The sequence below is a fragment of the Azovibrio sp. genome, from assembly GCF_049658005.1.
Taxonomy (GTDB): Bacteria; Pseudomonadota; Gammaproteobacteria; order Burkholderiales; family Rhodocyclaceae; genus Azovibrio.
In genome coordinates, this window is the sequence record NZ_JBASOH010000098.1 from 1 (window position 1) to 12546 (window position 12546).

The following is a 12546-nucleotide window of genomic DNA, read 5'->3' on the forward strand; positions in this document are numbered from 1 at the left end:
GCACCCGCACCCGCACCCGCACCCGCTCCCGCTTCGCGCGGGGCCGAGGTGGGGCGACTGAACCCTCCGGTGGGGGCACGTCCCGCGCCGGCGGCCATCCCTGCTGCGGCTGGACGCATCGACAAGTCTCCGCGCCAAGCCACGGCGGCGGAACAGGCCGAGCAGCGTTACCGCATGGCGATCGATCTGGCCGGGCGCGGTCAGGTGCAGGAGGCTGAACATGAATTACGCCTGGCCTTGCAGAGCGACCCCACCCACGGCCCGGCCCGGCAGTTCTGGGTCAAGCTCTTGCTCGATCAGCGGGCCGTGGCGCCCGCCATGGAGGTGCTGCGCGAGGGCTTGAACGGCAATCCCCGCCAGACCCAGTGGGCCATGCTGCTGGCTCGGCTGGAGCTGGAGTCCGGCGACGTTGACCAGGCCTGGGCGACGCTGCAGCGGGCCTTGCCGGCGGCCAGCCGCGATGGCGAGTACCTGGCCTTCGCCGGGGCGCTGCTGCGCCAGCGCAAGCAAGCGCTGGAGGCGGCGGGATATTACCGTCAGGCCCTGACCCTAGATCCCCGGCAGGGGCGTTGGTGGGTCGGCCTGGCCTTGGCGCTCGAAGAGGCCGGCCATGCTCCCGAAGCGCGCGAGGCCTTCCGTCAGGCCGCCCGGACTGGCAATCTCAGCGGGGATTTGCAGGCTTTCGTGGAGCGCAAGCTGCGCTGATTCAACGCCGCAGGGTGCGCGCCACGACGCAGGCGCTGACCTGGGCGGCCCCATGCAGCTTCAGGGTGCGGGCGGCTTCATCGAGGGTGGTGCCGGTGGTCAGCACGTCATCCACGAGTAGCACATGTTCGCCTTCCAGATCCTCCCGGCATTCAAACACGCCTTTCAGATTGGCCTTGCGCGCGCGCAGCGGCAGTTCGGCCTGGGGACGGGTCGGGCGGGTCTTGATCAGGCTGTGTCTGTCCAGAGGGAGCTGGAGGGAGCGGGCCAGCCAGCGGGCAATTTCCAGGGACTGGTTGTAGCCCCGTTCGGCCAGTCGTCGGGGATGCAGGGGAAGGGGCATGACACGGCTGGCGGCAACGCGGGTCGTGCCGGCCAGCTGCTCGCCCCAGTAGCGCGCCAGCGCCAGATGGGCGGCGTATTTCAGCTGATGCACGAGGTGATCCACGGGAAAGGCGTAGGCATGCAGGGCATGAATCCGGTCAAAGTGCGGCGGCTGCATCTGGCAGGCGCCGCAGCGTTCGCCGTGCGTGGTCCGGTCGAGGCAGAGCGGGCAATGGCAATCGGGCAGGGCCGGCAGTTCCCGCTCGCAGTCCGGGCAGACCGGCGCGGCTGCGCTGCGGGCGCCGCACAGCAGGCAGCTGGAGGGCAGCAGGCTACTTAGCAGTTGCTGGCAAAAATGCCGGAACCCGGGTGCTGCAACCTGAGTCGAAATTGACTTTCCCATGGCCTTGGTCGATTATCCATAATTACGCATGGCTTCCGGCTTCCTGGCCGGGGCCGGAAAATGCACCGTTCATCCTCCGTAGGACTCCCGATATGCACGCTGTTTCCCAGGCTGTTGTGGCGCAGGCGCCGGAACAATTTCCTGTTCACTCCAACCCCCCCATCTGGACCGTGGCCGAAGTGCTGGCCCTCTATGATCTGCCCTTCATGGACCTGATCTACCGGGCCCAGCAGGTGCATCGCCAGCATTTCGATGCCAACGCCATTCAACGCTCTACCTTGCTGTCCGTCAAGACCGGTGGCTGTTCCGAGGATTGCAGTTACTGCTCCCAGTCGGCCCGTTACGAGACGGATGTGGAGCGGGAGCGGTTGATGCCCATCGATGAGGTGGTGGCCGCAGCCCAGGTCGCCAAGGCGAAGGGCGCGTCGCGGTTCTGCATGGGCGCTGCCTGGCGCGGCCCCAAGGACAGCGATCTGGACAAGGTGCTGGAGATGGTGCGCGAGGTGAAAGCCCTGGGTATGCAGACCTGTGTCACCCTGGGCATGCTCAAGCAAGGCCAGGCGGAAAAGCTCAAGGAGGCCGGCCTCGATTACTACAACCACAACCTGGATACGGACAAGGCGTTCTACGGCCAGGTCATCAAGAGCCACACCCATGACGACCGGCTCGACACCCTGAGCCAGGTGCGGGATGCCGGCATCAATGTCTGTTCCGGCGGCATTGTCGGCATGGGCGAGACGCGCCGCAACCGGGCGGCGATGCTGGTCCAGCTGGCCAACCTGCCCAGGCCGCCCGAGTCCGTGCCCATCAACCATCTGGTGCCGGTGCCCGGCACGCCCTTGGGCGATCTGCCCCCGCTCGACCCTTTCGAGTTCGTGCGCACCATCGCGGCGGCCCGGATCATCATGCCCACTTCCCATGTGCGGCTTTCTGCCGGGCGCCAGGAAATGAGCGAGGAGTTGCAGGCCCTGTGCTTTCTGGCCGGGGCCAATTCCATGTTCTACGGCGATCAGTTGCTGACCACCGGCAACCCGGACGTGTCCCGTGACGACGCCCTGTTCGGGAAGCTGGGGCTACGCGCTGTTTAAGCGGGCTGGTGACGGATTTTCTCGACCTGGAGCAGGTGCGGCGCAATTTCCGTCGCGCCGCGCCCGGCTATGCCGGGGCCGATTTTCTGGCCCGCGAAATCGATGCGCGCATGCAGGAGCGCCTGGATTATGTGCGCCTGACGCCCGGGTGGATCGTGGATCTGGGCTGTGGCCCCGGGCTTTCCTTGTCCGGATTGCAGCAGCGCTATCCGGCCGCCCGCTGCCTGGGGCTGGATCAGGAGCGCGCCATGCTGCCCGGCGTGGCACAAGCCCAGGGCTGGCGCCGCTGGCTGGGAGCGGGCAGGGAACGTCAGCCGGCCTATCTGGTGGGGGATGCCAACCGGCTGCCCCTGGGCGCCAGGACGGTCGGCCTGCTCTGGTCCAACCTGCTGCTGCCCTGGCTGGAAGAACCCCGGCCTTTCTTCCGGGAGGCTTTGCGGACGCTCGAGGTGGGCGGCCTGCTGATGTTTTCCACCCTGGGGCCGGATACCCTGAAAGAGTTGCGGGCCGGTTTCCGGGACGGTCATGCCCATCTCCAGCGCTTTGCCGATATGCACGATCTGGGCGATATGCTGCTCGAAAGCGGCTTTGCCGATCCGGTGGTGGACATGGAAGTGATCACCCTGACGTATCAGGATTTGCCGGCCCTGGTGGCCGATCTGCGCGCTGCCGGCGCTCGCTGCGCCATGCGCGACCGGCGCCGGGGTCTGGCGGGCCGGAGCCTGTGGCAAGGCTTGCAGGCTCATTACGAGGCGCTGCGCCAGGATGGCCGCCTGCCTGCCACCTTCGAGGTCATCTACGGCCACGCCTGGAAGCCGGAGCCCCGGCAGATCGAGGACGGGCGCAGCATCATCCGCTTCGCCGGGCGTTGATCGCCGCGCTCATTTTTCCGGTTTTTTCTTGAAGAACTCGATGGTTTGAGGCCCGCCCCGGAAACCCCGGGCCGGGCCGCCAAGGGCGTCAAGGGCGCCTAGCGGGGGGCGCAAGCATTCCATACCGTCAGCCACCTCTGGCGCTTGAGATGACAAGCCAAGTGCCTAGAATGGAAGCGCAGTTACGGGTGACGGAGCCGGAATAACCCGTGCAGGGCGAGAGCGGTAAGCCATCCAGAAAAGCGCGAGCACCTCCGCGCTTTTCGCCTTTATGGGCGCCGGTAAGTCTTGATGGGCGCCGGTAAATCTGTTCGCCCTTCCGCTTGCTCGCACCGAATCCGGCCATGAAGGCATCGAGGTAAAACCGCTCATCTTTCCCTTCCGGCAAAAGCGGCAATTTCGCCGGGCTTGGCTCCGGCATTTCGTTGTCGTTCTCCATTGCGCCCATGTTCCTCTGCCAGGAAAAAATGGCTGCCCGGGTCTGCCGCCGGGGCTCAAGTCAGGGCTCAAGTCAGGGCTCAAGTCAGGGCTCAGCACTCAGGGCTCAGCACTCAGGGCTCAGCACTCAGGGCCGCCTGGATTTCCCGGATGTCGTCCCAGGCCTCGTCCAGCAGGTCGGCATAACGGGCCCGGTCGGCGGCGGCCCGTTCGCTGTCGGCCAGCCCGCTATCGCAACCTAGCCACTCATGGTTACCTCCGGCCAGGAGGTTGGCGAAATAGAGCACGTCGGCCAGGCTGCTGGGGGTATCTACATGCTTGAGTTGATCATGTTCGCGGATGGCCTCGATGATGGGTTCGGGCATGCCCAGGGTGTAGAGCAGGCTCTCGCCGATGCTTTCGTGCCAGCCGATCACCAGGCTGAGCAGGTCTGCGCGGTTGTTCTTGTACTCCGGGTATTCCGCCGCGCGATAAAGCAGGTAAAACACGCCGATGTCGTGCACCATGCCGGCCAGCATGGCGTCTTCAGGATTGACCCGGCCGAGGCGGCGGGCCAGCACCCGGGCGATGGCGGCGACTTGCAGGGAGTGTTCCCAGGTGAGACGGCCAATATCCTCGAAGGCTGCCAGGTTCCCGGATTGCAGCATCTGCTCGATGGCGACGCTCAGGGCCGTGGTGCGCACGGTTTCAAAGCCGACCCGGTGGATGGCGGTGCGGATGTCGGTGATGCTTTTTCCGGCCGGGTTGTAGGTGACCGAGTTGGCCAGGCGCAGTAGCCGGGCGGTGATCAGCGGTTCGATGCTGATGACCTGGGCCACCTTCTCGATGGAGACCCGGGGGTCGCGCAATACATTGCGCACGGTCATGCTGGCATCCAGGTAGGTCGGGAAATTGATCTCGCCGGAGAGATCCTTGGCGATGTCTTCGAGGACGCGGAAATGGAGGGAATCAACCGTGTTGGTCATGGGAATATGATTACGTTGGCGGCAAGGGGTGAACTTAACGCTTTTTTGGGTGCGTGTGACCTATCCGTTGAATTTGTTCGCGGCGGCGCCGACCTGCTTCAGGGCATGCAAGCCCCTCGCCCCTGCCGGCCCACTGAATGACGAAGCCCGCCGGGCGGCGGGCTTCTCCGGGACCGGACTGGCCCGCTTGCCATCGCATCAGCCGGAGATGTAACGTTCCAGCTGGCTGATGATGAATTCCTGGTGGCTGATGGTGGCCTTGACCAGATCCCCCATGGAAATCACACCCAGGACCTGCAGGTCCTCATCCAGGACAGGCAGATGGCGGAACCGGTGCTGGGTCATCAGGGACATGCATTCTTCAATGCTATTGCGTTGGGTGACATAGGCCACCTTGTGGGTCATGACCGCCTCGATCATGGTTTCCCGGGAGTTGCGGCCGCTCAGGATGACTTTCCGGGCGTAATCCCGCTCGGAGAAGATGCCCACCAGTTTTTCTCCATCCATGACCAGCACGGCACCCACGTCGTTGTCGGCCATGACGCTCAGGGCGTGATAGACGTTGTCCCTGGGGGAAACCACGATCGGCAGACCGCCCTTGTCTTCGAGAAGCTGTGTCAATGTCTGCATTGCCTACCTCTTGTTGTTCTGCGCCTGGAGTCCAATCGTCTGACCGCTGAATGCGCAACAGGCTGGTGGGCCAGATAGATGGGGAGTGCCATTTTCAGCGCTCCTTCCGGGTGCGCCACAAGCGCAGCCTGTGGAGGATCGAAGCCTGAAATCTTGTCGCTTGTCCCGCCGTGCCCGCCGGGCAGCCGCCGAGCCTTGTGTGGCTCAAACCCGTCGTGCGACTCAAACCCGTCGTGCGACTCAAACCCGAAGCGCCGGTCTCCGCTGTGCGGGCGGGCTGTCCGGCAAGGCAGGGGTCAGCGCAGGCCGGCAGCGTATTCAGCAACCGACTTGATGTCATTGTCAGACAGTCTGTCAGCGATGCTGCGCATCATGGATTCAGGATCGTTGGCACGTTCACCGGAGCGGAAGCTCTTGAGCTGGAGTTCGATGTATTCGGGGAACTGACCTGCCAGCGCGGGATACTGGGCCGGCAGACCTTTGCCAGCCGGACCGTGGCACCCGGCACAGGCGGGGACGCCCTTGGCGGCATCACCGGCACGCCACAGTTTCTGGCCACGGGGAATCAGGGCTTCCTGGGTGGCCATGGCGGGCTTGAGCTGTTGCTGGGCGAACCAGGCGGCGACGTTCTTCATGTCCTCGTCGCTCAGGGCGGCGGTCATGCCGGCCATGATGGGGTTGTTACGGGCGGCAGGTTTGCCATCCACGGACTTGAAGGCAAGCAGCTGCTTGTAGATATAGTCCTGCCCCTGGCCTGCCAGGTGGGGATAGGCGGAGACCATGCTATTGCCATCGACGCCATGACAGGCGACACAGATGGTTTCGGCAACAACCTTGCCCTTGGCCGGATCAGCCTTGGGTTTGGCTTCTTCTGCTGCATTTACGGTGAAACCGGCTACGAGAAGTGCCGCCAGCGCCATGGTGCGAATCATGTCCAAACTCCTTTTACGCGAGAGAGGCGGGAGAGCCTGCCAAGTATCGATATTTACAAACCTGCTATTCTATATCAACTCGATTGATTATGTAGCGCCCTTCAGAATCCGGAGTCTTCATGCCCTTATTGCAGCAGGCCACTTTTCTTACCACCGTTGCCCATTTGCGTGACCTGCCCGAGGATTCGGTCGCAGAAGTTGCTTTTGTCGGCCGTTCCAATGCGGGCAAGTCGTCTGCCATCAATACCCTGGCGGGACGGGTGCGGCTGGCCTATGTGAGCAAGACCCCGGGGCGCACCCAGCATCTCAATTACTTCACCGTGCAGCCGGGTAAATACCTGGTGGATTTGCCCGGTTACGGGTTTGCCAAGACGCCGGCGGCCATTCGCGGCCAGTGGGAGGGCCTGCTCGGTCCCTATCTGCAGCAGCGCAGTCCCCTGGCGGGGCTGGTGATGATCATGGACATCCGTCACCCCATGACGGATCTGGACAGGCGCATGATGGACTGGTACCTGCCTACCGGACGTCCCATTCATGTGCTGCTTTCCAAGGCCGACAAGCTTTCCCGTCAGGAGCAGACCAAGGTGCTGCGTCAGGTGAAACAGGCCCTGGCCGAGTTGAGCGAGCGCTGTTCCGTGCAGCTTTTTTCCAGCCTCAAGAAAACGGGGGTGGAGGAGTGCGAGGATGTGCTCGGGGCCTGGCTGGATATTCCCGTCCCCCCCAGAAAAAAGCCCCCGGTCAAGGGAGGACCAGGGGCTAAATGCCTTGACATCGTCGCGGCACCCGCTCAGGGAGGTGAAGCGGGAGACGGCGCAAACCGCCGTCCGCCCGATGAGAGCGATGCCGCTTCAAGAAGTTCCTGAGCGTCGGGTTTTTCAGTCGAATTTTCCGGTCATTGATTTTTCGAGAGGTCAGCATGTCTGTTTTTGCCACGTTTCCCAATACCCGGATGCGGCGTATGCGCCGGGATGATTTTTCCCGCCGCCTGATGCGCGAGTCTGCCCTGAGTGCAGACGATTTCATTTACCCGGTCTTCGTGCTCGAAGGCAGCCAGCGCAGCGTAGCGGTGGCCTCCATGCCCGGCGTGGAGCGTCAGAGCCTGGACCTCTTGCTGAAGACGGCCGAACGGGCGGTGGCATTGGGCATTCCCGCTCTCGCCCTGTTCCCGGTCATCGATGCCCCCCTCAAGTCCCTGGGGGCGGAGGAGTCCTACAACGCGAATGGCCTGGTGCCCCGGGTGGTGCGGGCCTTGAAGCAGCATTTTCCCGAACTGGGGGTGATTACCGATGTGGCCCTCGACCCCTACACTAGCCACGGTCAGGATGGCCTGATCCATCCGGATGACCCGCGCGGCTATGTGCTCAACGACGAAACCCTGGAGGTGCTGGCGCGTCAGGCCCTCTGCCATGCCAAAGCCGGCGCCGATGTGGTGGCGCCCTCGGACATGATGGATGGCCGGGTGGGCCGCATCCGCGCCGAGCTGGACGGGGCCGGGCTGATTCATACCCGCATCCTGGCCTATTCGGCCAAGTATGCTTCCGCCTTCTATGGCCCCTTTCGCGATGCGGTGGGGTCGGCGGGCAATCTCGGCAAGGGCAACAAATACACCTACCAGATGGACCCGGCCAACAGCAACGAGGCCCTGCGGGAAGTGGCGCTGGACCTCCAGGAAGGGGCCGACATGGTCATGGTCAAGCCGGGCATGCCCTATCTGGACATCGTGCGCCGGATCAAGGACGAGTTCCGGGTGCCCACCTATGCTTATCAGGTCAGCGGCGAATACGCGATGCTGAAGGCGGCGGCGGTCAATGGCTGGCTCGATGAGCGGGCCTGTGTGCTGGAAAGTCTGCTGGGTTTCAAGCGCGCCGGGGCCGATGGCATCCTGACTTATTTCGCCCTGGAGGCGGCGGCCTGGCTGAAGGACTGATGGCCGGCGTCGGCCTGGGCGGCATCACAGCTGGCGCAGGTAACGCGGCAGTTCCAGGACGGAACGCAGGCGGGCGTCCACATAGGGCGGGCAGCGGCTCGCCCGGCTGATCCAGACGGTCCGGGTGCCCAGGCGCTTGGCCGTGCGCAGGTTGGGCAGACTGTCTTCGACCAGGATGCATTGGTGCGCCTGGAGGTTTTCTGCCCGCAGCAGGTGGCGCAACCCCCGAGGGTCGGGTTTGGGCTGGAAGCGGGTGGCTTCGACCGGATAGACCGCATCGAAGTGGCGCGCCATGCCGGTCAGGTCGAGGACGGCCTCGGTGTAATGGGCCGGTGCGTTCGAGTAAAGAATCTTGCGTCCAGGCAGTTTGCCCAGCATGGCATTGACCGCTTTTTTGAATACCAGCATCCGTTGCAATTCGGGAAACTGATGGGTCTCCCAAAGGAAGTGATGGGGGTCGGTGTCGTGGTGCCGCATCAGCCCGAGGAGGGTGGCGCCATAGCGCTGCCAGTAGGTTTGCCGGATGCGCCCGGCTTCCTCCGCATCGACCTGGAGATGGGTCTCGATGTAGGTCTGCATGGCGCGGTTGATGTGCGGAAAGATATGCGGGCTGGCGTCGTGCAGGGTATTGTCGAGGTCAAACAGCCAGACGGGTCTGGGGGGTCTGGGGAGTCGTGCGGTCATGGGGGGCTGGATTTTGGCGGGCTATGACTAAAGTTGGATTGTCTGGGCGGTACGGACGTCGTACCTTCTCGTGATTCGACTAGCCGGAGAGCTTACATGGATGTGCAGCAGGAAGACACCCTGAGTCCCGAGGAGATGGAAAAGGTCCTGGGTTCCTTCGATATTCCGGCCTGTCCGGCCCGGATCATGCAGGTCATGACCGAGGCGCAGCGGGATGAGCCGGACATGCGCAAGCTGACGGGGGTCATTTCCAGTGATGTGGGCATGGCGGCGATGACCCTCAAGCTGGCCAATTCAGCCTTGTTCCGGGGCAATCGTGCCATCGGCACGGTTTCTCAGGCGATCGGCCGTCTCGGGATGCGCAATATCGTCTGCGTGGCGGCGGCAGCGGCCTTGAAGTCCAGCCTGTCCGACCTGCCGGGGGTTCTGATGGAACGGTTCTGGACCCGGGCTTCCACCCTGGCGATGGGGGCCGGTTTGGTGGCCGGGCATCTGTACGGGATTTCCCGGGAGATGGCCTTTACCTTTGCGCTGTTTCACGATGCCGCGATTCCCGTGATGATGCGCCGGTTCAAGAGCTATCCGGCCATGTTCGAGGCGGTACTGGCCCAGGGCTGGCCCCTGGCCCAGATGGAAATGCAGCGCTTCCAGTGCGATCACGCCATCGTCGGGGCCTTGCTGGCCAGGACTTGGGGGCTGCCGGATCTGCTGGCCAGGGCGATCCGGCATCATCATGACTATCAACTTTACAAGCTGCCGGAGCCGGTCATTCCTCATGAGGCGGTTTCCCTGATTGCCGTGACTCAGGTGGCAGAGCATCTGGCATCAGCAAGGCTCGGGGCAGGGAATGTGGAAGTAAACCCGCTGTTCAGCAAGGCCCTCCGACATCTGGGGCTCGATGAGCAGGATCTCCAGGACATTCAGGAGGAATGGGAGGATCTCCTGCCGGCCGCGGGGTAAGTCCGCTCAGCGGCTCTTGACTCAGTGGCTCTTGACTCAGTGGCTCTTGACTCAGTGGCTTTTGACTCAGTGGCTCTTGATCATGGTGCCCACCCCGTTTTCGGTGAGGATTTCCAGCAGCAGGGCATGTTCCACCCGGCCGTCGATGATGTGTACGCTCTTGACGCCGCTACGGGCCGCATCCAGGGCGGAGCCGATCTTGGGCAGCATGCCGCCGGAGAGGGTGCCATCTTCCACCATGCCGTCGATTTCCTTGGGGGTGATGCCGGTGAGCAGATTGCCGGCCTTGTCCAGCACCCCGGGGGTGTTGGTGAGCAGCACCAGCTTTTCTGCCCTCAGGACTTCGGCAATCTTGCCGGCCACCACGTCGGCGTTGATGTTGTAGGTTTCGCCGTCCTGGCCCACGCCGATGGGGGCGATCACCGGGATGAAGTCGCCGGAATCGAGCAGGCCGATCAGGGAGGGGTCGATGGAGGTGATGTCCCCCACCTGGCCCACGTCGATCAGGTCGCCGGGGTTGTTCTTGTTGGGCAGCATCAGCTTCCTGGCGCGGATGAAACTGCCATCCTTGCCGGTCAGGCCCACGGCCTTGCCGCCGGCCTGGTTGATCAGGTTGACCACGTCCTTGTTGACCTGGCCGCCTAGTACCATTTCCACCACTTCCATGGTTTCCGCGTCGGTGACGCGCATGCCCTGGATGAATTCGCCTTTCTTGCCGACCCGGGAGAGCAGGTTTTCGATCTGGGGGCCGCCGCCATGCACCACCACCACGTTCATGCCGACCAGTTTCAAGAGCACCACGTCGCGGGCAAAACATTGCTTCAGGTGCTCCTCCGTCATGGCATTGCCGCCGTACTTGACCACGATGGTCTTGCCATGGAACTTGCGGATGTAGGGCAGGGCTTCGGCCAGGATGCCGGCTTTGATGTCAGGGGCGATGGATTCGAACGGCATGGAAGTCTCCGGGGGAAATAGCGGCCGATTGTAACCCCCGTGTATTTAAAGAAAAAGACCGGAAAGGATTCCGGTCTTTTTCTTCACGCCGGGCTTGCTGCCCGAGGCGGGGGCTTACTGTACGGCGAGGCGCTTGCTGCTGGTGGCGGCCCGTTTGGGCAGGGTCAGTTCCAGCACCCCGTCGTTGAATTTGGCCACTGCCTGGCTGTCGTCGATGTCCTGGGCGAGCTGGAAGGAGCGGAATACCTTGCCGAAATAGCGCTCGGACCGGAGGATGCGCTCACCTTCCTTTTCCTCGTTCTCCTGGCGGACTTCGGCGCTGATGGAGACCTGATTGCCATCCACCGTGACGTGGATGTCTTCCTTCTTGACACCGGGCAGTTCGGCGTGGACCACGTAGGCATTTTCCTGTTCCTTCACGTCCATCCGGATGGAGGGCGCGGTGGCGGGTGCATTGCCGGCGTTGAGATCCATGGGACGGACGAAGAAGCCCCGGAACAGTTCATCCAGGGGATCGTGACGGATAATGTTGCTCATTTTTTTCTCCTTGAAATGTCATGGAACGATTTGCTTCAAACAAACTGCTACATCACCAATGTGGGTCTGGGCCAGGTGATTTCAAGGGGGGCCGTGCTGGGGAGAATGAGGAGAAAAAAGTCTGTCCTGCCTGTGGCCGGGGCTTTTCCTGTGGTGTCCGGGCCGGGCGTTGCTGGTGCATGGAGCTGCCAGCTCTGGAGCATCCGCCTCCCTATCGGGACTGCCTCTGCCCGGACTGCCTGAGGGCCTGGTCAGCGGCCGAGGCGGGCGGGTAGGGCCAAAATGGCGTCGCGGTTGCTCCAGGAAAAGCAGCGCCGGGCGGCTTCGGCCAGATCCAGCCAGCGGTACTCCCGGTGTTCCCGGGGGGCCAGCCGTACCGGCTGGGCAGAGGGAATCTCCAGGGAAAAGACATGTTCGGTGTTGCGGGTGACGCCGGGGGCGTAGCGGTGGCGCCATTCGGGGAAGATTTCGTACTCCTGGCGGAGTTGCCAGTCCTTGAGCTGTGCCGGCTGCACCGGGATGCCGGTTTCTTCCCGGACCTCCCGGCAGGCGGTTTGCAGCAGGGTTTCGCCGGCCTCCTGGCTGCCGGTGACCGATTGCCAGTAGCCGGGGTGGGCGGCCCGCTCCAGGAGCAGGATTTGCAGCTTCGGGGTGTGGATTACCACCAGCACCGAAACCGGATTTTTATAGGGCATGCTTCAGGCCCCGGGGAAGCGGGTCCAGATCCAGGCGGGGGGCGTCGAGCAGGGCCCACAGGGCTCGGTCCTGGTCCCGCCATTCATCGCTGGCGGCCTGGAGAACGGCGATGAGGATATCCACTTCGTCCCCGAGGGGGGACAGGTTGCCGAGGATCAGAACCTGTCCTTGGGAGTTGAGCACGCCCGGGTCTGTCAGGCAGTCGTAGAGGGCATCGAAATTGGCGCCGAAATGCTCGGGAAAGCCCAGGGCCTGGCCCAGGCCGGCCAGCCAGGTGCGGGCATCGGTGGCGGATTCAGGGCGATAGCTGATCAGGGGCCAGCCCAGGGCGTGGGCGGCTGCCGTGATGTCTGACTCGCTTCCCGGGGGGAGACGGTAAGGGCCGGAAAGCGTCTTGTCTTCCAGTGGTGGCTGGCGGGCGGTGCTCATGA

The 12546-nt window shown here is 63.5% G+C and carries 17 protein-coding genes; 7 read left to right on the forward strand and 10 right to left on the reverse strand.

Features of this window, described 5'->3' with window-relative positions; genetic code table 11:
• Positions 1 to 705, forward strand: a 705-nt coding sequence (locus WBH99_RS08935) for a tetratricopeptide repeat protein (protein ID WP_424219731.1), incomplete at its 5' end; no start/stop codon positions are given.
• 1 nt (position 706) lies between these two features.
• On the opposite strand, the gene WBH99_RS08940 is transcribed toward WBH99_RS08935, so the two are convergent.
• Positions 707 to 1432 carry a ComF family protein gene (locus tag WBH99_RS08940; RefSeq protein ID WP_424219732.1) on the reverse strand — a complete coding sequence of 242 codons (726 nt, stop codon included), beginning with the start codon at positions 1430 to 1432 and terminating at the stop codon, positions 707 to 709.
• A 92-nt stretch (positions 1433 to 1524) separates the two neighbouring features.
• Between WBH99_RS08940 and bioB the strand changes: the two genes are divergently transcribed.
• Together bioB and WBH99_RS08950 are read left to right on the forward strand one after the other, a co-directional pair.
• Positions 1525 to 2520 (forward strand): biotin synthase BioB, encoded by a 996-nt coding sequence (bioB, locus tag WBH99_RS08945; protein WP_424219733.1) that lies wholly within the window; start codon positions 1525 to 1527, stop codon positions 2518 to 2520.
• Positions 2521 to 2528: 8 nt separating this feature from the next.
• Positions 2529 to 3392 carry a methyltransferase domain-containing protein gene (locus WBH99_RS08950; protein WP_424219734.1) on the forward strand — a complete coding sequence of 288 codons (864 nt, stop codon included), beginning with the start codon at positions 2529 to 2531 and terminating at the stop codon, positions 3390 to 3392.
• A 127-nt stretch (positions 3393 to 3519) separates the two neighbouring features.
• Here WBH99_RS08950 and WBH99_RS08955 read toward each other — a convergent pair whose 3' ends face one another.
• The 4 genes from WBH99_RS08955 to WBH99_RS08970 form a co-directional block, all read right to left on the reverse strand.
• Positions 3520 to 3831 carry a hypothetical protein gene (locus WBH99_RS08955; protein ID WP_424219735.1) on the reverse strand — a complete coding sequence of 104 codons (312 nt, stop codon included), beginning with the start codon at positions 3829 to 3831 and terminating at the stop codon, positions 3520 to 3522.
• Between the two features lie 112 nt (positions 3832 to 3943).
• On the reverse strand, positions 3944 to 4795 hold the full coding sequence (locus WBH99_RS08960) for an HDOD domain-containing protein (RefSeq protein WP_424219736.1): 852 nt from the start codon (positions 4793 to 4795) through the stop codon (positions 3944 to 3946).
• Positions 4796 to 4993: 198 nt separating this feature from the next.
• Complete coding sequence (locus WBH99_RS08965) at positions 4994 to 5425, reverse strand: CBS domain-containing protein (protein ID WP_424219737.1); 432 nt, start codon at positions 5423 to 5425, stop codon at positions 4994 to 4996.
• A gap of 296 nt (positions 5426 to 5721) precedes the next feature.
• Positions 5722 to 6357 (reverse strand): c-type cytochrome, encoded by a 636-nt coding sequence (locus WBH99_RS08970; RefSeq protein WP_424219738.1) that lies wholly within the window; start codon positions 6355 to 6357, stop codon positions 5722 to 5724.
• Positions 6358 to 6476: 119 nt separating this feature from the next.
• Here WBH99_RS08970 and yihA point away from each other — a divergent pair, with 119 nt between their 5' ends.
• Both yihA and hemB read left to right on the forward strand, forming a co-directional pair.
• On the forward strand, positions 6477 to 7220 hold the full coding sequence (gene yihA / locus WBH99_RS08975) for a ribosome biogenesis GTP-binding protein YihA/YsxC (protein WP_424219739.1): 744 nt from the start codon (positions 6477 to 6479) through the stop codon (positions 7218 to 7220).
• A gap of 53 nt (positions 7221 to 7273) precedes the next feature.
• Positions 7274 to 8284 (forward strand): porphobilinogen synthase, encoded by a 1011-nt coding sequence (gene hemB, locus WBH99_RS08980; protein ID WP_424219740.1) that lies wholly within the window; start codon positions 7274 to 7276, stop codon positions 8282 to 8284.
• Positions 8285 to 8308: 24 nt separating this feature from the next.
• Here hemB and WBH99_RS08985 read toward each other — a convergent pair whose 3' ends face one another.
• On the reverse strand, positions 8309 to 8968 hold the full coding sequence (locus WBH99_RS08985) for a pyrimidine 5'-nucleotidase (RefSeq protein ID WP_424219741.1): 660 nt from the start codon (positions 8966 to 8968) through the stop codon (positions 8309 to 8311).
• 96 nt (positions 8969 to 9064) lie between these two features.
• Between WBH99_RS08985 and WBH99_RS08990 the strand changes: the two genes are divergently transcribed.
• Entirely contained in the window at positions 9065 to 9928 is an 864-nt protein-coding gene (locus WBH99_RS08990; protein WP_424219742.1) for an HDOD domain-containing protein, read from the forward strand.
• A gap of 66 nt (positions 9929 to 9994) precedes the next feature.
• Here the strand turns inward: WBH99_RS08990 and argB are convergent, their stop codons facing one another.
• The gene (argB, locus tag WBH99_RS08995; protein WP_424219743.1) at positions 9995 to 10882 is read right to left on the reverse strand and encodes an acetylglutamate kinase; all 888 of its coding nucleotides are present in this window, start codon (positions 10880 to 10882) and stop codon (positions 9995 to 9997) included.
• A gap of 114 nt (positions 10883 to 10996) precedes the next feature.
• Positions 10997 to 11419, reverse strand: coding sequence for an Hsp20/alpha crystallin family protein (locus WBH99_RS09000; RefSeq protein ID WP_424219744.1), 423 nt, complete (start codon positions 11417 to 11419; stop codon positions 10997 to 10999).
• A 20-nt stretch (positions 11420 to 11439) separates the two neighbouring features.
• Between WBH99_RS09000 and WBH99_RS09005 the strand changes: the two genes are divergently transcribed.
• Positions 11440 to 11694 carry a cysteine-rich CWC family protein gene (locus WBH99_RS09005; protein WP_424219745.1) on the forward strand — a complete coding sequence of 85 codons (255 nt, stop codon included), beginning with the start codon at positions 11440 to 11442 and terminating at the stop codon, positions 11692 to 11694.
• On the opposite strand, the gene nudB is transcribed toward WBH99_RS09005, so the two are convergent.
• Entirely contained in the window at positions 11671 to 12114 is a 444-nt protein-coding gene (nudB, locus tag WBH99_RS09010; protein ID WP_424219746.1) for a dihydroneopterin triphosphate diphosphatase, read from the reverse strand. The two genes, WBH99_RS09005 and nudB, sit on opposite strands and share 24 nt — an antisense overlap.
• Positions 12104 to 12544, reverse strand: a complete 441-nt coding sequence (locus WBH99_RS09015; protein WP_424219747.1) for a barstar family protein — start codon at positions 12542 to 12544, stop codon at positions 12104 to 12106. The genes nudB and WBH99_RS09015 overlap by 11 nt, the downstream gene beginning before the upstream one ends.
• Positions 12545 to 12546 lie beyond the last annotated feature (2 nt).